Here is a 21,333-nt window from a genome sequence, read left to right as displayed (position 1 = left end):
CACAGCACCGGGGTCCTCATCGGCGCCCAAGGGCGTGCGCACCACCACCAGGTTCGGCGCGTAGGCGCGGGTCTGGGGCACAGCCGCCGCGATGTAGCGCACCGTGTCCTGCGTACCCCGCAACAACCCCGCAGGCAGCTCATCCGCGGTCACCTGCCGCCACCCCGGCGCCAGCCGAACACGCACCGTCTCACTCACGCACCCCAACTCCCTCCCAGCCATAGCACGACACGGTCCGCCCACCCAGGCAGTTCACCACCATGCCTAGCACACACACACCCGAGCAGTCTCTGCACAAGCCCTCCACACTACCGGGGATCACTGGTGTTGCCGTCAGGATGCGGGAGATGGGCCCGCACCGGCAGGGAGTCGCCGGATCTCAGCGGGTCCTCGCCACCCGGGCCGCCCGCGTACTGACCGTACTGACCACCTGCGTCGGTTGCCGTCTCTGAGAGCATAGCATGCCGTCCCCGCATCACAATGCTGCCGGTCTCATGTTCCCACCTGGCCCGAGCGGCCTCCTGCTCCCGACGACGCCTCTCCAGCTGCCACTCCGGATACATCGGACCCGGCCACCGAAACGGAATCAACCCCAACACAGCCACAAACAGAAAGAATACAGCACCTCCCCCTAAAAGCCAGCCCATAGCACTCTTATCAGCATCGACTGGATACAAAAACATGCCGACACCAAAAAAATGAAAGATAGACCCGCTGCGGGCTGTAGAAGCGAGTCAGCATTGCGCCCTAAATTGAACCAATTTTTCGAGATTGTGCGCAGCAAGTCTCCATACCAGTGGTCCGAAAACATCATGAACCACCAGTTCACCATTGTCATACCACCGAGAACAAGACACCCGACAGGTGCGAGAACTCCAGAAGAATGCACTCCTAAATCACCTCACTTCACACCTCTTTTTACTTCAAAAAGTATTATTGAACCAATTCGCCCCAGTTTTTCCGAGCCAGGAGCCCGCTACACCTCCAATAATGCCTCCTGCGGCCCCACCGACGGCGACTCCGATGGGGCCGCCGGCCACACCAAACGAGGCACCAATAGCGGCACCAACCTTTGCCCCCGCGTATCCTCCCACTGCCGAACCAACTCCAGTCGTTGTTGCGCGCGCAACCTTCTTCCCTTCACTCAGGGACGGGTTGTGGGAGTCCTTCTGCCACTGTTCATAGCCACTGACGGCGAAGTCGACCGCCACGAAGCCCTTGTCAACCTTTTCCAGGTAGGGCGCCGCCTTCCTCGCAGCAGCGACAGTCTTGCCTCCCCAGGTCCCGCTCTTACCCTCGGGGACCTCCCAGTTGCTGAGATGGCGATCATTTCTCACCCAGCGGGGCTTCATGCCCTTGGGCGTACCTCTCCTGGGGTCGTGGGACGTCACCCACTTGTGGGGCTTATCCCTCATGGGGTGCTTGACCACGGCATTGGTGGCCTTGAGTCCGACGCCCTCGGCCAGCGTCGCCGCACGCTGCACCATGCTGTTCGCCCAGATTGCCGTCTTTCCTACGGCAACAGCTCCGCCCGCAGACGTGTCCGGGAGGAGCGCGCCCTTGAGCTCCTTCCACACCGGGTTGTCAATGATCGCAGAGCATGCATTAGCAAACGCGTCGCGCGCCTCTGTCTCCTTGATGCGGATATCACTGGTCTCGGTAGACAGTGTTTTGTACAGGGCGTTCTTAGTGTTGTAATTGCCAACCAGCGTCTGATGAGTCTACCGGTCCTTGTCCCTTTCGACAGGGTTGTTCTCCATGAGCGGCGGCGGCGCCTGAGGCTCCATCACCTTCTCCCCCTCAACAGTCAACCCACCGGCAACCGCCTTCTCCCGGACCCCAGCCAGGTCGGATTTAACCGTTGTCAGCCCCGAGGCAAAGTTCTCCAAGGCGGTCTTGTAGCTCCCCAGGCTCGAGGACAGGGTCCGGCACTGCTGCAGCTTCAACCCCACAGCTTTCTTGACCTGCTTAGCGGTATCCCCTTCAAGCTCACCGGACTGCATGGTGCGATTAGCCCTCGACACATCGATCTCAGCCTCATCCACTGCGGTCTTCACCTTGCCCACGTCCAGCGCAGAGGCGGTGATATCCGCTGGCGTCGCGTCCAGATGCGTATCAATCGGCATTGTTTCACGTCACTTTCTTTGGGAACTGGCGAGGGAGGTTTACGAGGACTTCGGGGTGCTGCTGGCGCTGTCCTTGTCGGTCTGCCGTATCGACGCATCTGCCGATGACATGTTCTTCGACAACTCCGGCAGAGTCCGCTGCAGATCGGACACAGTCGACTGAAGCTCCGACACCACCGGCGTTGCCGCCGACTTCGACCAGCCGCACCCGGATGGGGCCCCCACACTCTTACCGCTGACCTCCGAGTTCGCGGAGTTCAGGTCGGACACCACAAACGACGCCGACTCGGCATCCCACTTCAACGTACTCGCCATCGCACAAGCTCCTGCGGCACTGGCACGGCGCACCACGCATCGAGGACGCTGACGCACCAGACGAACGGAACGGCGCGATCCTACCAGTAGGCCGTTACCTCACCGAGATCAATGTGGCGCCACTCATAGTGCAGATCGTCAGCAGACCTGCCCCCTCAACGACCGCCCCGACTCCGCCCACCTCCACCCACGGGGACAATCCCTTGCAGCCGGGGGCGTCCTGCGCGTGCGGGACAGGATTCTGGTCCCCGACGGCGTCGAACGTCCCTGTCTGCACGAAAAGTCGCCCACACGCGGACCGCCTGCGGACCACGCTCCGCGGGCCGGACAGGACAATTCCCGCCATCGGGCTGACAGGGCCCGCCGCCCGGGGGAGACTACGAAGTGCGCGGCCCCGCGTCTGACCCCCGCCCCACGAGGCCGCCCGCGACACGACTGGCAGGACCGGAGGCGCCCCAGCACGACGCCTCTGTTCGGAAGGACACCTCCATGACCTTCATCTACTCGATCACCTGCACACTCGACGCCACCGCGGCCTTCCCACCCGTGGCGGGCAGCGAGGAGCAGCGCGCCTACTGGGTCACCCCCACCATCCTGGCGTGGCCGCTGTCCCTGCTGCCCCGGGGGATGGACCGCGAGGTCGTCGTCACCGACGCCGGCGACCCCCTCCCCGGCTCCGGCCTCGCCCTGCGTCTCATCACGGCGCCCGACGGCGGCGCTGCAGCCATCCACGGCCGGATCCTGGGCGCGGACGGCATGCCCGCCCCGACGGTCACGCCCCTGCGCATCGTCGGGAACCTGCCCGGCGACGTCCTCGCCGCACACCCCCACCTGGAGGGCTACATCGCCCTGAGCGCGACCGACGCCGCCGGCACCCCCCTGCTCGACGACGACGCCGTCGCCTCCGCCCTGACCGGCCAGGTCGCCGTCGCCCAGTACGTCGGCCTTCCGGACCCCACCGAGGCCGCCGACGTCAGCGACGCCCGCCTCGACGCCTTCACCGGGGTGCAGACCGCCATCCTCCTGGACCACCTCTACGCCGAGGCCGCCACCCGCGCCGAGCTGGGCGTCACCTTCACCGACGGCCTGCCCTCCTTCGCACTGTGGGCGCCCACCGCGCAAGCCGTCACCCTCCTGACCTGGGAGACCGGTGACCCGCTGGGTTCGGTGCCGGAGGTCCCCGGCCCGCCGCGACGCACCCCGGCCGTCCGCACCGGCGACGGCCGCTGGGTCGTGGCCAACCACCCCGATTCCCCGGCCGACACCGCCGCGAGCGCCCCCGGCGACGAGCCCGGCCCGAACCGGCCCGGCGCCCCCATCGGCGCCGGCTGCCAGTACCTGTGGGAGGTGCGGGTCTACGTGCCCTCCACTCGGCGCGTGGAGACCAACGTCGTCACCGACCCCTACTCGACGGCGCTGACGACGGACTCGACCCGCTCGGTCGCCGTCGACCTGGCCGACCCGCGCCTGGCCCCCGAACGGTGGGCCACCACCCGGGCGCCGGCGGTCCGCAACGACTCGGCCCGCAGCATCTACGAGCTCCACCTGCGGGACTTCTCCGCCGCCGACGACACCGTCCCGCCCGAGCTGCGCGGCACCTACCGGGCCTTCACGGTGGCCGGCTCGGCGGGCGTGCGCCACCTGGCCGAGCTGGCCCAGGCCGGCATGAACACGATCCACCTGCTGCCCACCTTCGACATCGCCACCATCCCCGAGCACCGCGGCTCCCAGCGCGCCCCGAACATCCCCACCGGCGCGCCCCCGGCCTCAACCGACCAGCAGGCCGCCGTCGCGGAGGTGGCCGACGACGACGCCTACAACTGGGGCTACGACCCGCTTCACTGGGGCGCCCCCGAAGGCTCCTACGCGACCGAGGGCCACCAGGACGGCGGGGCGCGCGTCGTCGAGTTCCGCGAGATGGTGGGGGCCCTGCACGACCTGGGCCTCCAGGTGGTCCTCGACCAGGTCTACAACCACACGGCCGCCTGCGGGCAGGACCCGCGCAGCGTCCTGGACCGGGTGGTGCCGGGCTACTACCACCGTCTCGACGCCGTCGGGCGGGTGACGAGCTCAACCTGCTGCGCCAACACGGCCACCGAGAACGCCCTGTGCGCGCGCCTCATGGTCGACTCGGTGGTGCGCTGGGCGCGCTGGTACCGGGTCGACGGTTTCCGCTTCGACCTCATGGGCCACCACCCGCGCGCCGTCATGGAACGTGTGCGGGCGGCCCTGGACGAGCTGACGCTGGAGGCCGACGGCGTCGACGGCCGCTCCCTCTACCTGTACGGGGAGGGCTGGAACTTCGGGGAGGTCGCGGGCAACGCCCTGTTCGTGCAGGCCACCCAGGGTCAGCTCGACGGCACCGGGATCGGCGCCTTCAACGACCGCCTGCGCGACGCCGTCCACGGCGGGAGCGCCTTCGACCCCGACCACCGCGTCTTCCAGGGCTTCGGCACCGGCCTGCTCACTCAGCCCAGCGGCCTGGACCACCGCAGCTGGCACGAGCAGTCGGCGGACCTGGCCCACCGCACCGACCTGGTGCGCTTAGGCCTGGCGGGCAACCTCAAGGACTACGTCATGACGATCTCGGACGGGTCGGTGCGCCGCGGCATCGACCTCATCCACAACGGGGCGCCGGCGGCCTTCGCCTCCCACCCCCAGGAGAACGTCAACTACGTCGACGCCCACGACAACGAGACGCTCTACGACCTGCTGGCCTACAAGCTGCCCCAGGGCATGCCGGTGGCCGAGCGGGTGCGGATGAACACGGTGTGCCTGGCCACGGTGACGTTGGCGCAGTCGCCGGCCTTCTGGTGCGCGGGCACTGAGCTGCTGCGCAGCAAGTCCCTGGACCGGGACTCCTACAACTCCGGGGACTGGTTCAACACCATCGACTTCACGGGGCAGTCCAACGGTTTCGGTCGGGGCCTGCCGCCAGCCAGCCGCAACGAGGGCTCCTGGGGCATCCAGAAGCCGCTGCTGCAGGACGACTGGCTGCGGCCCTCGCCCGAGGAGATCGCCGCGGCCCGCTCCCAGGCCCTGGATCTGCTGCGGCTGCGCGCCTCGACGCCGCTGTTCAGCCTGGGCTCGGCCCGCCTCATCCAGGACAAGCTGAGCTTCCCGGGGGCGGGCTTCGGGGCGCCGGCGGGGGTGATCGCCATGCTCATCGACGACACCCGGGGCGGGTGCGACGTGGACCCCGAGCTCGACGCCGTCCTGGTGGTCTTCAACGCCTCGGGGCAGACGCTCACTCAGCCGCTGCCCGAGCTGGCGGGCCGGGACTTCCGCCTCTGCCCCATTCAGACCGAGGGGGCCGATGAGGTGGTGCGCCGCACCGGCTTCGACCGCGCCAGCGGCACGATCTCGGTGCCGGCACGCACCGTGGCCGTCCTGGTGCAGCCCCAGAGCCACTGAGACAGCAACTGCGCCCGGCCGCGGCTCAACATCGAGGAAAACTGTCACTTTTGGCGACTATTCCCCGGCCCTCACCGCTCTGCTCCAACCGGCAAACCGTCCTGACCTGGGCATATGCCCGCAAACCTTGGGCGACCGAGGAGCAGATCGGCCTAAAAGTCGCCCACAGTGACACAAAGCGGTTCCGGGCGGCTGATTCACAGGGCATGCGCGGGTTCAGCCCCCACCTAAGACGTCATCGGGGTCGACAACGCCGCCGCGCAGGGCCAGCAGCACCAACTGGACCCGGTCGCGGCAGCCGGTCTTGGACAGCAGGTGGCTCACGTGGGTCTTGACCGTGGGCATGGACAACCACTCCCTGTCGCAGATCTCCTGGTTGGTCAGACCCATGGCGATAAGCGCCAAGATCTCGCGCTCGCGCTGAGTCAGGGCTGCGACCCGCTGGGAGGCCTCCGCCACCCGGACCGCCTCGACCGAGTCCTCAGAGGCATGGCGTCCGGCCCCATCCCCGACTCTCCTCCCGCTGACCTGCCCGGTGCGCACGGCGGTGAGCAGCCGGCGAGTGGGTCTCGGGGAGATAACGGAGTCGCCGTCGTGGACGGTGCGGATCGCGGCGATGAGGTCCTGTGGTGGGGTGTTCTTAAGCAGGAAACCGGCCGCACCGGCCTCGATGGCGCCCATGACGTAGCCGTCGGTGTCGAAGGTGGTCAGGATGACGACCCGCCCGGTGATGCCGCGGGCCATGAGCTCGCGGGTAGCGGCCAGGCCGTCGAGGGCCGGCATCTGCACGTCGAGGAGGAGGACGTCGACCGGGTCGGTGGCGTTGCGCGCGAGCGCTTCCTTGCCGTTGACGGCCCGCCAGACGACCTCCATATCCGGCTGCGCTCCCAGCAGCATGGCCAGCCCCATGGTGAACAGCGGCTCGTCGTCAGCCAGACCCAGGCGGATCACTGGCACCTCCCCTTCTTGACGTCGACTCACCGGAAGTATCCGCTCTCCGGGTACAGCCTGTGCGGTTTTGTGCCGACGAAGTGCCGACGACGTCCTGCGAGGTTCGCCATATCAGAGTGATTGACTCTCACTGTGGGGAGGTGGGGGTGGGGAGCTCTGCCCTCACCCGCCATCCTCCCTCAGTGGTTGGCTCGGCGACGAAGGAGCCGCCGAGGTCGGTGACCCGGTCACGCATGCCAATGAGGCCGAAGCCGCGGTGCACAGGACCGTCTTCTCCATCACCGACGTGCGCGTCGGGCGCCTGAGTCCACGGCGGGTACGGGGCCGGGGCGTTCTCGACGACGAGTGTGACACAGCCCGTCTCGGTGTGCAGCGAGACGGTCGTGGCCGCCCCGGGAGCGTGACGCAGCACGTTGGTCAATGACTCCTGGGCCACCCGGCGGAGGACCTGCGCTACCGCCGCGGGGATCCGGTCGGTCGAGTCGGTCCCCAAGGTGACGGGGAGTCCCGCGCGCCGCGCCTGACGCACCGGTTCACACAGAAACTCCATCTCACGGTCATGACCCGACGCCGCCACATCGCTCCCGGCCAAGGCACCGATGTCGGCATCGACAGTTTCGACGGTGTCGCCGGCAGCCCCGGAGCCGGCACCGCTATCGCTGCTAGAGCGATCGTCGGGGCCAGCACCGTCGCCGGCGGCAGCGCCACCGTCGGCGTCGGAGCGCAGCATGTCGACCAGGGCGTGCACCTCATCCACAGAGCGGCGGGAGGTCTCGCCGATGACGGCCAGGGCCTCATCGGCGGCAGCCGGGTCGGTGGCCAGGATGGCGCGGGCGCCCTCTGCCTGCATCGCGATGACGGTGAGACTGTGCCCGAGCAGATCATGGACGTCGCGGGCGATGCGCTGCTGGGTCTCAATCACTGCGAGACGCCGCTCGGTGGCCTGCTGCGCCTCGAGCACCGCGGCCCGTTCGAAGGCCTGGTTGTAGCGGCCACGGCTACGACGGCGCGCGGAGCCGACGAAGGCCGCCACCGAGACCAGCAGCCAGGCGTTGATGAGAAGGATGAGCCGTCCGGCACCCGCGTGGACCTGGTCACCGATGAGCTCGTGCGCCCGCGTCGCCGCCACCGCCGCCCCCACCAGCTCGAGAACGAGTCCCACCCACCGCCACGGAGCCTCCAGGCGGGACTGCGTCGTCTCCACCGCGATCACGCCCGTCACGACGAAGAAGATGGAGAAATCAACGAACACCACGAGGTGTGCGCTCAGGCAGATGCCGGCCACGACGACGAAGAGCAGCGGCGAGTGGCGTCTCACCACCATGACCAGCGCGCAAGCCACCGCCAGAAGGGAATAGAGCGCCGGTGCTACGCCCGAAGCGGGCCCACCCGCCGCCTCTGGCCGACCGATGGGCGACAGAAAGAAGAAGGCCAGAGCGATAACGACGTCCGACGTGGTTGTCCACGGACCCGAACTCGGGGCGCGCCAGGCGGCCGGAATCGGGTCCGCCGGTTGCACGTGCCCGGCTGACGACGGCGCAGGCACCACCGAGTCCACCCGCACAGAGTCGCCACGTCCCCGTTTTCTCATGCCTGAACCGTACCGTCGCGGCCACGCACCCCGGAGGCCACCGTCGGAATTTCATACCCGGGTACGAGCCGCTCCAGCATGCCGCCCCAGGAAGCAGACCACAGGCTGATGATTGCCCGTACCGGGGCGAGCAGGCTGATCCCATGACTGCTTCACACCGCTTCCCACCAGCACCGACCACACCATCGCAACCCCCGATGACGCCCTCCGGTACTCCCGCGCCGCCGGCCGCCTCGCGCCCCTTCCTCCGGCTGCACCCCGACGCCGGCACTCCCCCAGCGACCTCGACACCCGGCGCCGCCCCCGTCCAACCGGCTCCCCACTCTCAGGCAGCTGCCCCTGTCTCCGCCACGGCCGACGACGCCGTCGTCCTGACCCGTGACCTCACCAAGACCTTCGGCAGGCGCACCGTCGTCGAGGGCCTCAACCTCGTAGTGCCGCGCGGGAGCGTCTACGGCTTCCTGGGCCCCAACGGCTCGGGCAAGTCGACCACGATGAAGATGCTGCTGGGGCTGCTGGCTCCCACGCGCGGGCAGATCCGCGTACTCGGGCAGCCCTTCACCCCGGCCACGCGCGCCACGATCATGTCGCGCACCGGCTCGATGATCGAGAACCCGCCCGGCTACGGTCACCTCACGGGCATGGAGAACATGCGGATTGCCGCCAAGATGCAGGGCCTGAGCGAGCAGCAGGTCAGCCGCGCCCTCGCGCTCGTGCGCCTGACCGAGCACAAGGACCGCCTGGTGCGCACCTACTCACTCGGAATGAAGCAGCGCCTCGGGATCGCACTGGCGCTGGCGCGCGAGCCCGAACTGCTCATCCTCGATGAGCCCACCAACGGCCTGGACCCGGCCGGTATCGAGGAAGTGCGCCGGCTGCTGGTCGAGCTCGCCGGCGAGGGCGTCACCGTCATGGTCTCCAGCCACCTGCTCGACGAGATCGACCGCATGGCCTCCACGCTCGGCATCCTGTCGGGCGGGCGCCTCGTCTTCCAGGGCACGCGCGCCGAGCTCATGGAGCGCTCGGTGCCGGATATCCTCGTCGTCACCCCGACGCCGCAGGCCGTCCTGGACCCACAGGTTTTGGCCGGGCTCGTACCGGCGCAGGCACTCGCGGTGTTGACGGCGGCCGGCACCCCCGGCGCGTCCACCTCGCCCAGCCCGGCCGCCGTTCCTGTCACCGGCACTGTCGCCGGCCCAACGCCGACGCCACAGGGCGTACGCATCCCGGGAATGTCGAAGGAAGCGGTCGCCGAGCTCATCAGCCGGCTGGTCGCCGCGGGCGTCGAGCTGCACGAGGTGCGCCGCGAGGCCCAAAGCCTCGAGGACGTCTTCATGGACCTCACCGGCCGGGGAGGTGTGCTGTGATGACCAGCGCCGCGCTCTCCCCCGCCCTGCCCCCAACCACAGCCGGAACCGACGGCCGACAAGGCGGCACCCAGGCCAGGCCTGCCCCCGCGCCCGGCACCCTGACATCGGGCCGCAGCCCGCACCACTCGCATGACTCAGCCACGCCAGGCTTTCTCAGGTCAGTCGGCGTCGAGCTTCTCAAGATGCACCGGCTGCGGGTACTGCTGATCGCGATCCTGCTCGCCATCGCCTCGGTGGCGATGAGCAGCACCAACCTGTTCAGCCAGTCGACGATCAGGTCCCTCGACAACCCGGCCGCCAAGCCATGGGCGATGCTGCTGCTGGGTACTGCTTTCGTCAACGCGATGACCGGCGCGGTCTTCGTCGCAGTTCTCGCCAGTCGGCAGACCGATATCGAGCACAGCGGGGCCGGGTGGAACCTGGCCGCCACCTCGGGCCTGACGCCCGGGGCACTGTGCCGGGTCAAGCTCGCGGCGCTGACACTCCTCATCGTACCGACCGTCGTCCTCCAGAACTCTGCCCTCATCATCTTCGGCCGCATCATGGGCATCAGTGTCCCGCTCGACGTCGGCCCCTGGGTCACCTACACGCTTCTGCTCGCGCTGGTGAACACGGCGATGTGTGCCTACCACCTGTGGCTCGCGGCCGTAGTGGAGAACCAGCTGGTCGTCATGAGCGTGGGGCTACTGGGGGGTTTCATCGGCATCTACATGCTGCTCTCACCACCGGCCCTGGCGCGTCTACTGCCTTGGGGCTACTACGCCATCATCACGCCCGCCAAAGTGTCCATGGTGGACAGCCACGCCGTCTATGAGTACATCCAGGTCCCCATGGGCTGGGTCGCGGGTTTTCTCGTCCTGACCGCCGTCATCTTCACTGTCGCAACCCGCCGGCTCGACCGGATCGAGAGGTGATCTCCATGAGTACACCCGCCCACACCTCCACCATGCTCCGCGGCGCCGGCTCCAGCGCCCGACCCGCCCCAGCCGTGCCCACGGCATCGGGCCGCAGCGGTGGCGGTAGCCGAAGCGGCTTCGCCTCCCTGCTGGCCGCCGAGGCCATCAAGCTCAGGCGCTCCTCGGCATGGGTCATCGCCGTTCTACTGCCGCTTCTGGCCGTCATCACAGGTACGGTCAACTTCATCATGAATCGCAGCTCACTCCACCAGGGGTGGGTGTCGCTGACCTCGCAGATCACCCTCTTCTACTCGATGATGTTCTGCTCGCTGGGAGTGGCTCTGCTGGCCTCGACCGTGTGGCGCGTGGAGCACCGGGGCACCAGCTGGAACGCGATGCGCACCACCCCGCACTCTCCGACGGCTGTGGCACTGGCCAAAACCCTGGTCATCCTCGCCCCGGTCCTGGCCATGCAGAGCGTTCTGCTGGCGCTAACCTGGTTGGCGGGCATCACCGTCGCGGGCTTGGGGCCGGCAATACCAGCAGCCTTCGTCGCCTCCGGCCTGCTGGCCATCCTGGGCGCGCTACCACTGGTCGCGATGCAGTCGCTGCTGAGCATGCTCATGCGTTCCTTCGCCGCACCCGTGGCAGTCGCCTTCCTCGGCTGCGTCATGGGCTTCGGCCTCCTGGCGAGTCAGAACCCCCTGGCATACGCCGTCCCTCAGGGAATCCTCAGCAAAACCCTGACCCTAGGATCGGCGGCCGTATCGACGGCCGGGAGTCTTGACGCGGCGAGCATGCTTCCCCTCGTGTTCGCCATTGTCTGCATCGGCGCGGTCATGTGGGGCCTGCTGGCCCTCGTCGCCCGCCGTACCGGAGGCGTGCGCTAGCAGATCGGCCCAGTGCACCCACCCAGCGCCGTCGAGAACGTATATTTCCATCCAGAACTGCGCTTTCCCGCAGACGACTGAGGACAGATCTCAGTCGTCTGCGGGAAAAGTACGTCCCCGGCGAAAAACGCAGTCGCCAACCACACCGCCCGGGAGTCACCCAGTTCCGTGCATCTCCAGGCACTATCCAGTGCGTTTGCTCCACCTGGCAGGCGAATCGTGTCCAAGACAAGGGGCTTATCCGGCGCCGTCCCGACCTCAGCCGGCGATCGCCTGACCCTCACCCGACCTTGGCGAAGTGGTTGAGCAGGGAGTCGATGTCCTGCTGGACGCGGCCCCAGCGCACGATGTGGGCGCCGGTGTCCTCGTAGCGCTCATAGCCGATGCCGGTACCGTCGAGCGCCTTCTCGAAGTTCTGCTGGCTGGGCAGGACGACGCTCTCGTAGCGATCGCTGTCGGTGCCGCAGACGAGGAAGACGCGCTTGCCGCGGTAACTCTCCACGTGCTCGACCGTGTTGTCGGCGCTCATCCGCGCCTGGTCTCACGGGATCCCGTAGATGGTGCCGCCCTTGAGGTCGGTGGCGCCGGCGGTGAAGTTCGCCCAGTGGACCACCGCCCCGTCCTGGATGCGCAGGTCGGCCGGCCCCGAGTGGCAGGAGACCGACCCGAAGAGCTCGGGGTACGTCGCGGCGTACTTCAAGGCCCCGAAGCCGACCATGAAGAAGCCGGAGATCGCGCAACCGGAAGGCTGCCCGGTGGTGGCGAAGATGGCATCGACCCAGAGGATGAGCTCCTTGATGTGAAAGGTCTCCCAGTTGCGCGGCCTTACGTTGGAGGACTCGGGGTCGCAGTACCAGCAGGCTTTGCCGCCGTCGGGCATGACGACGATGAGGTCGCGCCCCGCGGTGTGGTTGCGGATGTCGTACTTCGCGTCGAAGGTCGAGTAGTCCTCGCCGCCGCCGTGCGGCAGGAAGAGCACGGGTAGCGGCGCGAAGTGTCATAGCCGTCGGGCAGCAGCACGTTAACGCGGGGCAGCCAGCCGATCGACGGCGTGGCCAGCTTGTAGTACTGCATACGACCGTGGTCCTCGTGCTCGGCCACTGTGAGGGCTTCCTGGGCCGGGGCCGATCCGGCGACGACGGCGCCGCCCCCAATGACGGAGGCGGCGGCGAGCCCACCCACCCCTTGAGCAGGGTCCGTCGGCTGAGCCGGTGGGCTCAGGCACGGCTGGGCCGCCGACCGGATGGCGAGTTGGCGGGCGAGGTCTGTGCGCTGAATGGCATGGCGTGTCCTTGGTGGTCGACGATGACGGCAGTGGCGGGGCGGACCTACCGCCCCGGGGTCCGGCCGACCGACGGACACCGGTCGCCCCTTGCGACGGGGCCTCACGACGGTACCCCCATCGGCGCCCACCTATGAGACTTGCTTCACACCATACGCTAACCGCTCGGTTAATACCACCCCCATCAAGCCCCACCCTTCGGGAACCAGGCGTCGAGCAGGGCACGCAGGTTGCGCACGCACCGCTCGAAGGCCTTTCGGCAGGACATGCCGGTGGTTCCGGAGTTCCGGGAGGTGAACCGGGAGGCGACGCAGCCTTGCCCCTCAATGGCGACGACGCCGGCAAGCAGGCACCACAGACCCAACTGCCCGACGCACACGTAAGCTCGGCAGGGCTGGCGACCACAGCATCGGCTACACCAACACAGTGACCGGCCTCACCATCTACTCGGTAAGAATCGCTGCGAGAGACGCGGTGTCTCGATAGCGTCGAGACATGAGATCCGCTCGCGACTTCATGCTGCTGACCCCTCCAGAGCAGACTGAGACTGCTCCGCCCCTGGGTGACGAGGACTCCCTCGGCCCTGACCCCGACCACCCCTTCGTGCCTCCCGCACTGTACCTGCCCGCCACTGGAGTACCCAACGCGCAGGGCACGGAGATCGAGCTGCGGCGCTTGAGAGACGGTCGAATGGCCCTGCTGGCATACACCGCCGTCGACCGCCTGGTGAAGTGCATGGGACCCCACCAGCCCTGGGCGCTGTTCCTCACGGAGAACCTCAAAGACCTCGCTGAGAAACAGCCCTTCGACGTCATCATGCTGGACCAGCGCATACCCCAAGAGCTTTGGCGCCAAGAGGAAAGGAGATAGTAATGGCTAAAACACTTAAAATGAGCTACGACGACGCGGAAGTCGTCAAAAAGAACTTCTACAGCGCTCAAAGTGATTTTGAAGAGAATAAAGACACTATGCCGGAAAGTGTTGACGGCGGCGACGGCACAGACTATATCGTTGAATCAATAATTAAGATAGCACAAGACGCCGGATATGTTGCACTTGCATCAAAACTTGGCGGAGACAAAATGGCAGGGGCGATAGATAAAATTAAAGGGGTTGACGAAAGTGTCGCCCAAACATTCCGAGAAATGGACAAGAAGGTAACGTCATGAGCGACAATGGAAATATCGATGTCACGATTCCCGGAAGCGTATCATCTGTCGACAACGCTGCTCGCTATTTGGAAAATATACACGATGATGCAAGTGACGGAAGCGGCATGCTTAACCGAAACGCAGTAACTTCCGGGATGGGCGGCGAAACCGCCCTCGCTGTTGGCGCATACGCAAGTTCTCTACGAGACGCGGGAAACGATATTTATACCCGCGCTAAGGCCGCAGCTGTTGTGTTTCGATCCTTTGCCGATCAACTCTCATACCGAAAAGACGACATGAAACAGCACCTGGAAACCGCCAGGCAATCCAATCTGACAGTGAAAGGAAACATTATTGAGTACCCAGCGACAGTTTCACCCCCCGGAGAATTTCCAAAGAATGGGACCTCGCAGCAAAAAAATGACTGGTACAAAGCGGACGATTCTTATGGAGAATACACCGCAAAGGTAAGAGACTTTGAAATGATAAGAGGTCGCGTAGAGGCGACATTCAAAAAACTCAATGATTGGATCACCGACAATCTCATCAAAGCAAAGACCGACGCATTAAACGACACCGCAATGGGGGCGCTCAGAGACTTCGTGCTCGGAGCGTCGGTAAAGGGCGGAGAACTAGTCCTGGAAAACCAATACAAAAAAGCTGGAGATGCACTTAGAGGCCAGGCGGGTATATTGGCCAAGGAGCTCGCAGCCAAAAGATCAGACAATAAAGCCGTGAAAACGAAAAGCAAACCTCCAAGCGACAAAGCAGTTGCTAGAAACATGGGAAGAGGAAAGCCAAAAGCTCTCAGTAACACCGCGGATGGTCTCGAGCACGTCGGTGGCCTCATGAAGAAACTTGCAGGGCCATCACTGACTCTTGCAACTGCAGCTTACGACCTTGGTAATGGACAATCTCCAAGTAAGGTTGCCATCACCACAGCCACCTCGTTCGCAACTGATGCAGTAGTTGTTGTGGCAGCTGCTGCTCTTGCTCCCGAAGCCTCAGCTTTCGCCGTTGCCGCTACCGCGGTTGCCGTTGGCACCGTTGTCGTGACTGGGGTGGGATATGCGTACGAGTATGCTGTTCCTCAAAACATTCGAGGGAAGATCGATCACTTCATTGAAGAACAAGGAGAGCTCAACTTGGAGGAGTGGGAGGATATCAAGAACGAGGTTCACGACGGCTGGGATTGGGCAAGCAGAAAATTATCTCACGGCTGGAAGTCTGTCGTTGGCTGAATCCATTGAAGGAAGCTCCCTCAGCAGAAAAGGGTGTGCGTGAATAAGGTTCATTCGTGCGATCGTACCGACTTAAGCCGCCTGCATGAATCCTACTTTTTTAGCCTACCGGCTATTATGTGCTTCGGTGCAGCCATTCTGTTTATCAAGTTGATCCCCGCTCCTATGGAGATTCTATACCTAGGGATCGGCTTGTCCCTCACTTCGTATGCCATCAATCGAAATATGCAGTTCAAGTTCGCTCAGCACTCTTACAAAAAATGGAATGCTAGACCAGACTGCATTGAGTTCGGTCCATGCTGGTTCTTCCACTTGTGGAGCATTCTGACGATAATCATTCTGGTACTTACCCTAGTCACTGCGGCCTGGCTGACGTATTTTGGTGGAACACCATACTCAAGCCGGACACAGTTAAGAATCGCGATGATGGTCGGGATCTTACTGATCTTATCATTAGTTAGCCTGCTTTCATTTCCATTTGGGAAATGGACGAAGCCTGAAATCGTTATCGACTCGATCGGAGTTCACCTATGGCCCGCTGGGCGCTATCGAACCATGATCCCTTGGGCGGCACAGCCGAGAGTTTTGGGCTGCGTGAGACATAACGGCACGCCCGTTGCTCTCATAGAGACCAGAACCGACTCATTTTACTATTTTCCGATGTTCACGCTCCCCCTGGGGTACGTCCAGTTTCAAAGAGTTCTTGAGTTTTACTCAGGTTACGCTGATGCGCGTCGAAGTATCGGTACGCCGCAAGGCCTTGTACACGTACGAAGCCTGATGGATTTTCCAGTCTCTGAAATAGCCAAGGACCTTCATAGCCAGTGAACTTCGACGTTCTATCGACTTGAACTGCCGCCCGACAGGCCATCACCTCACCTCAGCAGGAAGCGTGTTTGTATGACTGTGTTTCAGAAGCTCTCCCCCGTGGGCGGAGGCAAGTCCGCAGCACAGAATTATGGACGCGCAGACCAGTTGAGGGGCCTGGAGGCATTCATCATGCTGATAGCTGGGGTCGGACTGGTACTCCTGTCCTTCACCTATCACTCATCCACTGCGTTCGTTGCGTGGATGCTGCTCATGGGCTGCTCCAGCATCGCTTACGGGCTCCACAGATACATCATCTACGCTCAAATCCACCAGGCAGAACACCGTTGGCACTGCGATGGAACTCGCATCGCATTCGTCCCGCCTTGGCTGTGCGAGACCGGCGAGATTCTCGTGAACTCAATGATGACGCTGTCATCACTGCTTTCTCTGTGTCTTGCAGTACTCTCTGGCCTCAATGAACCAGGTGACACCAAGGCCTTCTGGCTCTCGCTCCTGACGACCGCCTTTTGTGCATTCGCATGGGCGTCCACTCCCCTGTATCGCCCCGGATCTCCCGTCTTCGAGGCATCTCCTCACGGCATTCATCTGCGGACAGCAGGGCTTCGCCGTACATTCGCCTCCTGGGACTCATCGCCTACGTTTCAGACATACGGAACAATAAGAGGAGTCCCTCGTGTCACCCTGGCAACGAGTAGCGAGACGATCTACTTCTCAATAGGTGGCATACCTTTCGGCTGCGAACAGCTACACAAGCTCTTGGTGTTCTACCGCGATCATCCTGAACTTCGTGACGAACTCACTCAGCAGCACGGCCTGGAACGGGTCCGGGAACTGATGTACGCCTCATTGAATGAGGTGGAAGCAGGTCTCGCCAGGGAACGCACCCAGTCCGCGAATCAACCGGCCCCCTCACCACCCCCGCTCCGGCAGCGTCCGTCGAGACCTCCAGCATCACGGCCAGCTGCAGAACCTCCCAACTCGGCTGGTAACGGGGGCGATGCGACGTCGGCCGAGTGACCACCGGTACCCTCGGCCGAACTCCGGCCACTCGACCTCAGGCGTCGAGCAGGGCACGCAGGTTGCGCACGTACCGCTCGAAAGCGACCCGCCCCTCGGGGGTCAGCGCCAGGTACGTGGCGGGACTGCGCCCGGAGTAGGTCTTGTTCTGCTGCACATAGCCCGCCCCCTCCAGCTTGGACAGGTGCGTGGACAGGTTGCCGGCCGTCATATCCAGCAGCTCGCGCAACCGCGGGAAGTGCAGCTCGTCGCCAACAGGCACGGCAGCCAGGGTCGCCATGATCCGCAGGCGGGCCTGGGCGTGAATGACGGGGTCAATATCGACGGCGGAGGCCGTCGCGGCAGCGGAGACTCCAGCGCCAGCACCCACACCGGCCGGCTCCGCCGACTCCTCCGCCCCACCGGCATCCTCCGACCCCTCAGGCCGCCGCGCCCGCACCCCTCCGGTCATGTCACGCACCTCGCTTCGATCCTGCGGCAGCAGCGACGACAGCGGCCGCCAGCATGCCGCCCCCACCGGCCACGGACATGATCCACCAGGCCCAGGGCATCCCGACAATCGTGACCACCAGGGTGACCAGGAGGATCCAGCCGCCCAGAACCCCCATGACCGCCTCATTCCACAGTGCGGCGCTCATGAGGAAGATGACGCCGACGACGAGGCAGGGCACGGCGTTGGACACGACGCCGGCAACCTCGTTGGCTTCACTCGTGTTGAGGGTGGCCAGGAAGGCATTGACCCGGCCGAGGATGATGGCGCCCAGTGGCATCCCGAGGAACCAGGCGAGACTGTAGTAGGCGCCCTCGCGGTTGCTCCGGCCGCGGATGCCGCGCGCCTTGGGGACGATATAGGCGAAGGTGAACAGCAGGGCCGCCGCGAGGCAGCCGTAGAAGAACAGGTACGGCGCGATCGGCAGGCTGTAGTCCGCCCTGCGGTAGAGGGCCAGGGCGGCGTAGCCGATCAGCCAGGCCAGCCCCCAGGCGATCAGGAGCGGGGTCGCCTCGATCCTGTGCCGCTTGAGAAAGGCGCTCCGCTGGGCCTCAACGACGGCGAGGGCCTCATCGGCCCCCGCCGGAACCTTCTGATCACCAGTGACCGCACTCATGGTGAACCTCCTCGTCAACGAAGGTTTGCGTTTCAAACCAGCATCAGGATAGCGCTATCTAGTTTGCGTTGCAAACTACTTTGAATGGGCTACCTTCGGCGCGCGATTCCTTCCGGCGTAGGAGGGTCCGCTCAGGCTCTCCCCCTAGAATCGGCGTCATGACAGATGCGGCACCAGGTTCGCCCCCACCGGCCGGCGACCTCGACCACACCTCGACGCTCACCGACCCTCCCGGCGAGTCCCCCACCGCCGTCGCCCAGCAAGCATCTGCGGCCGCCCCGTCGGCCGCCTCCGCGGCTTCCACACCCTCCGCGCACTCAGCCGAGTCGACCTCCACCTCGCCGGTCGGCATCCCCGTCATCGGGGTCACCCCCATGGCCGAGCCCACCCCGACCTCCGGCCCCACCGCCCCCTGCTCGACGACGCTCCTGGTGGACACCACCGCGCACCGCCTGCGCCGCACCGAGGACCTGCTCGACCTGGCGCTGACGTTCCTGGGCATCTTCGCCGTCCTCGTCCTGGCGATCTACGCCCGCGAGACCACCACCGGCGTCACCCAGGACGTCCAGAACGCCCTGGCGGTGGTGCTGCGCCGCATCCTCGTCTTCCCCCTGCAGACCATTGAGGGCCTGGCCACCTTCATCGTGCCGCTGGCCGTCCTGCTGGACCGCCTCCTGCGTCGCTCCTGGCGCTCCTGCGGCCAGGCCGTCCTGTCGGGGATCGCCGGCTACGCGGTCGCCGTCGCCGCGATGACCGGCCTCGTGACCTGGGGCCCCACCGCCCTGGTCATGGGGCTGACGGTCACCGCCTCGGGCACCGCCCAGCTGGGCGTCTCCACGGTCTTCGCCTCCATGGCCGGCCTGCTCACGGGCGCCGGCGACCGCAACAGCTCCACCGTGATGCGCTCGGGCTGGGCGGCCCTGTGGGTGGTCCTGGGCATGGCGGTCCTGCGCGGCGCCCTGACCCTGCCGGGCGCGGTGCTGTCCCTGTTGCTGGGCCGCGTCGTCGGCCTGCTGGTGCGTTACGTCTTCGGTGTGGAGGACCGCCGCGCCCACGGGGTCACGCTCGTACGCGCCCTGCGCCGGGCCGGGATCGACGCCGTGCGCGTGGTCCGCATGGACCGCGCCCCCGAGACGCGCGCCTGGATCGTCACCACCGACGCCCCCCTGGGCTACACCGAACAGGTCCGTGAGCAGGTGCGCGAGAACCCGCTGAGCTCGCCGGCGCAGGAGCCGGCGGGCCTCGAGCCCGCCACCGACGACGCCTCCGCCCCCGCCGACGAGCAGGTCACCGACGCGACCACCGGGTCATCGGGCACAGAGGCCGCCTCCCTCCTCGACTCGACGCCGTCGAGCGCGAACACGATCAAGCCTGCCACCGATGTCGACCTGGCCGCCGTCCTGGCCGAGGCCTCCAGCGAGGCCCTGTCCCAGGCGCGGGCCTCGGTCCACCGCATGTACGCCGTGTGGGACTCGACCGGTGAGCGCCGCAACGTCACCCTCCTCGACGCCGACCGGCAGGTGGCCGGGTTCCTCTCCAACATCTGGGACCAGATCCGCGTCAGGGGCCTGTCCCCCACCCGCGACCTGTCCCTGCGCCCGGCCGCCGAGCACGCCGCCCTCATGACGATGGAGGCCCGTCGCGCCCGCGTGCGCACCCCCGACCTGCTGGGGATGGCCGAGGCCGCCGAGTCCGTGCTGCTGGTGACCGACCACGTCGTCGGCGCCCGGTCCATCAGCGACCTGGGGGCCGAGATCGACGACGACGTCCTGGACCAGCTGTGGAGCCAGCTCCAGCGCGCTCACGCCGCGGGGCTGGCGCACGGGAGCATCGACGCCTCGAGCGTCGTCGTCGACGAGTCCGGGCGGCTATGGCTCCTGGACTGGGCCTCGGGCGAGACGATCTCCTCTGAGCTCTCCCGCCGGGTGGACCTGGCCCAGGCCCTGGCGCTGACCGCCCTGAGCGTGGGCGCTGAGCGGGCCATCGACGCCGCCTCCCGCTCACTGACCACCGCGCAGCTGGCCTCGATCGCCCCCATGCTCCAGCGGGTGGTGCTGCCGCGCCAGACCCGCGAGGTCATGGGGCGGCGCGGAGCGAGCCGGCAGGTCCTCCAGGATCTGCGCGACGCCCTCGTGGCGCTCACCCCCACGGCCGACGCCGAGCCGGCCCGCCTCAACCGCTTCTCCACACGCACCGTCCTCATGGCCGTGGTGGCCCTGGTGGCTGTGTGGACGCTGCTGGCGCAGCTGGACTTCCAGCAGGTCTCCGCCGCCGTCTCGCAGGCCAATGGCTGGTGGATGCTGGCGGCCCTGGTCTTCTCGGTGGCGACCTACGTGGGCGCGGGGCTGACGCTGGTGGCCTTCAGTCCCGAGCGGCTCTCCCTGTGGCGCTCCACCGAGGTGCACCTGGCCAGCGCCGTCGTCTCACTGGTGGCCCCGGCCGGCGTGGGCGGGGCGGCCATCAACCTGCGCTTCCTCAACCGCAAGGGGGTGCCCACCGCGGTCGGCGTGGCCACGGTGGCCCTGGTCCAGGTGGTCCAGTTCATCGTCACCGTGGTGCTGCTCGTGGTGCTGGCGGCCATGACCGGCCAGTCCACAGGGCTGACCCTGCCCTCGGGCTGGGTACTGGTCGCCGCGGGCGCCGTCGTCGTGGTGGCGGCGGTGGTCCTGACCATCCCCAGGGCGCGCACCTGGGCGTGGACCAAGATCGAGCCCACCTACCGCCAGGTGTGGCCGCGGCTCGTGTGGGTCATGTCCAACCCGGTGCGCCTGGCCCTGGGCGTGGGCGGCGCGCTCACGCTGAGCCTGTCCTACATCCTGTCCTTCAGCGCGAGCCTGTGGGCCTTCGGCTACACGGTGCCCTTCGCGGTCCTGGCCATCACCTACCTGGCCTCCAACACGGTGGGCTCGATCGTGCCCTCCCCCGGTGGTATCGGGCCGGTCGAGCTCGCCCTGACCGCCGGGCTCGTCGCCGCCGGCGTCCCCTACGGGGTGGCGCTGTCCACGGCGATCGTCTACCGCCTGGTGACCTTCTGGATCCCGATCCCGGTGGGCTGGCTCAGCCTCCAGCGCCTCCAGAAGGTCGGGGACCTGTAGTGCGCGTGCACGGACAGGGCCCTGTCATGAAGGTGCCTTCGGTGCGGGCCGGTCACG

At 66.1% G+C, this 21,333-nt stretch carries 18 protein-coding genes and 1 pseudogene; 9 read left to right on the top strand and 10 right to left on the bottom strand.

What is annotated here, in order from left to right:
• The 3 genes and pseudogenes from BKH20_RS00910 to BKH20_RS00900 form a co-directional block, all read right to left on the bottom strand.
• Window positions 1–198: pseudogene (locus tag BKH20_RS00910) on the bottom strand (hypothetical protein); the annotation flags it as partial.
• Window positions 199–923: 725 nt separating this feature from the next.
• On the bottom strand, window positions 924–1,577 hold the full coding sequence (locus tag BKH20_RS13885) for a hypothetical protein (RefSeq protein WP_143224918.1): 654 nt from the start codon (window positions 1,575–1,577) through the stop codon (window positions 924–926).
• A 144-nt stretch (window positions 1,578–1,721) separates the two neighbouring features.
• A complete protein-coding gene (locus tag BKH20_RS00900) occupies window positions 1,722–2,126 on the bottom strand; it encodes a hypothetical protein (protein ID WP_075389559.1) in 405 nt (134 codons plus the stop codon).
• 804 nt (window positions 2,127–2,930) lie between these two features.
• Between BKH20_RS00900 and pulA the strand changes: the two genes are divergently transcribed.
• Window positions 2,931–5,855, top strand: coding sequence for a pullulanase-type alpha-1,6-glucosidase (pulA, locus tag BKH20_RS00885; protein ID WP_075389556.1), 2,925 nt, complete (start codon window positions 2,931–2,933; stop codon window positions 5,853–5,855).
• Between the two features lie 216 nt (window positions 5,856–6,071).
• Here the strand turns inward: pulA and BKH20_RS00880 are convergent, their stop codons facing one another.
• Together BKH20_RS00880 and BKH20_RS00875 are read right to left on the bottom strand one after the other, a co-directional pair.
• Window positions 6,072–6,806 carry a response regulator gene (locus BKH20_RS00880; RefSeq protein ID WP_075389555.1) on the bottom strand — a complete coding sequence of 245 codons (735 nt, stop codon included), beginning with the start codon at window positions 6,804–6,806 and terminating at the stop codon, window positions 6,072–6,074.
• A 127-nt stretch (window positions 6,807–6,933) separates the two neighbouring features.
• A complete protein-coding gene (locus BKH20_RS00875; RefSeq protein ID WP_256692958.1) occupies window positions 6,934–8,148 on the bottom strand; it encodes a sensor histidine kinase in 1,215 nt (404 codons plus the stop codon).
• A gap of 392 nt (window positions 8,149–8,540) precedes the next feature.
• Between BKH20_RS00875 and BKH20_RS00870 the strand changes: the two genes are divergently transcribed.
• Genes BKH20_RS00870 through BKH20_RS00860 form a run of 3 tightly spaced genes read left to right on the top strand, consistent with a single transcriptional unit; the run spans window position 8,541 to window position 11,553 of the window.
• On the top strand, window positions 8,541–9,764 hold the full coding sequence (locus BKH20_RS00870; protein ID WP_256692957.1) for an ABC transporter ATP-binding protein: 1,224 nt from the start codon (window positions 8,541–8,543) through the stop codon (window positions 9,762–9,764).
• On the top strand, window positions 9,764–10,681 hold the full coding sequence (locus tag BKH20_RS00865) for an ABC transporter permease (RefSeq protein WP_178388530.1): 918 nt from the start codon (window positions 9,764–9,766) through the stop codon (window positions 10,679–10,681). Before BKH20_RS00870 ends, BKH20_RS00865 begins: the two co-directional genes overlap by 1 nt.
• A 5-nt stretch (window positions 10,682–10,686) precedes the next feature.
• Window positions 10,687–11,553 (top strand): ABC transporter permease, encoded by an 867-nt coding sequence (locus BKH20_RS00860; protein WP_075389566.1) that lies wholly within the window; start codon window positions 10,687–10,689, stop codon window positions 11,551–11,553.
• 280 nt (window positions 11,554–11,833) lie between these two features.
• Here BKH20_RS00860 and BKH20_RS14450 read toward each other — a convergent pair whose 3' ends face one another.
• The 3 genes from BKH20_RS14450 to BKH20_RS00850 all read right to left on the bottom strand — a co-directional run bounded on the left by BKH20_RS14450 (window position 11,834) and on the right by BKH20_RS00850 (window position 13,214).
• A complete protein-coding gene (locus BKH20_RS14450; protein ID WP_256692956.1) occupies window positions 11,834–12,082 on the bottom strand; it encodes a hypothetical protein in 249 nt (82 codons plus the stop codon).
• Window positions 12,083–12,094: 12 nt separating this feature from the next.
• The gene (locus BKH20_RS14445) at window positions 12,095–12,532 is read right to left on the bottom strand and encodes an alpha/beta hydrolase (RefSeq protein WP_256692955.1); all 438 of its coding nucleotides are present in this window, start codon (window positions 12,530–12,532) and stop codon (window positions 12,095–12,097) included.
• 487 nt (window positions 12,533–13,019) lie between these two features.
• Window positions 13,020–13,214, bottom strand: a complete 195-nt coding sequence (locus BKH20_RS00850) for a hypothetical protein (protein WP_143224917.1) — start codon at window positions 13,212–13,214, stop codon at window positions 13,020–13,022.
• A gap of 116 nt (window positions 13,215–13,330) precedes the next feature.
• Here BKH20_RS00850 and BKH20_RS00845 point away from each other — a divergent pair, with 116 nt between their 5' ends.
• The 4 genes from BKH20_RS00845 (at window position 13,331) to BKH20_RS13875 (ending at window position 17,075) form a co-directional block, all read left to right on the top strand.
• Complete coding sequence (locus BKH20_RS00845; protein WP_081381547.1) at window positions 13,331–13,705, top strand: SAV_915 family protein; 375 nt, start codon at window positions 13,331–13,333, stop codon at window positions 13,703–13,705.
• Between the two features lie 2 nt (window positions 13,706–13,707).
• Window positions 13,708–14,004, top strand: a complete 297-nt coding sequence (locus tag BKH20_RS00840) for a hypothetical protein (protein WP_075389552.1) — start codon at window positions 13,708–13,710, stop codon at window positions 14,002–14,004.
• Window positions 14,001–15,227 carry a hypothetical protein gene (locus tag BKH20_RS13880; protein WP_143224916.1) on the top strand — a complete coding sequence of 409 codons (1,227 nt, stop codon included), beginning with the start codon at window positions 14,001–14,003 and terminating at the stop codon, window positions 15,225–15,227. The genes BKH20_RS00840 and BKH20_RS13880 overlap by 4 nt, the downstream gene beginning before the upstream one ends.
• Window positions 15,228–16,127: 900 nt before the next feature.
• Window positions 16,128–17,075, top strand: a complete 948-nt coding sequence (locus BKH20_RS13875; RefSeq protein WP_143224915.1) for a hypothetical protein — start codon at window positions 16,128–16,130, stop codon at window positions 17,073–17,075.
• A gap of 37 nt (window positions 17,076–17,112) precedes the next feature.
• On the opposite strand, the gene BKH20_RS00835 is transcribed toward BKH20_RS13875, so the two are convergent.
• Together BKH20_RS00835 and BKH20_RS00830 are read right to left on the bottom strand one after the other, a co-directional pair.
• Window positions 17,113–17,526 carry a winged helix-turn-helix domain-containing protein gene (locus tag BKH20_RS00835; protein ID WP_075389551.1) on the bottom strand — a complete coding sequence of 138 codons (414 nt, stop codon included), beginning with the start codon at window positions 17,524–17,526 and terminating at the stop codon, window positions 17,113–17,115.
• Window position 17,527: 1 nt separating this feature from the next.
• On the bottom strand, window positions 17,528–18,181 hold the full coding sequence (locus tag BKH20_RS00830) for a hypothetical protein (RefSeq protein WP_075389550.1): 654 nt from the start codon (window positions 18,179–18,181) through the stop codon (window positions 17,528–17,530).
• Window positions 18,182–18,339: 158 nt separating this feature from the next.
• Here BKH20_RS00830 and BKH20_RS00825 point away from each other — a divergent pair, with 158 nt between their 5' ends.
• Window positions 18,340–21,276, top strand: a complete 2,937-nt coding sequence (locus BKH20_RS00825) for a lysylphosphatidylglycerol synthase transmembrane domain-containing protein (protein ID WP_075389549.1) — start codon at window positions 18,340–18,342, stop codon at window positions 21,274–21,276.
• Window positions 21,277–21,333: the final 57 nt, after the last annotated feature.

Source organism: Actinomyces oris (assembly GCF_001937445.1).
Taxonomy (GTDB): domain Bacteria; phylum Actinomycetota; class Actinomycetes; order Actinomycetales; family Actinomycetaceae; genus Actinomyces; species Actinomyces acetigenes.
The sequence above is the reverse complement of the archived record's forward strand: the minus strand, read 5'-3'. Positions and strand labels throughout refer to the sequence as shown.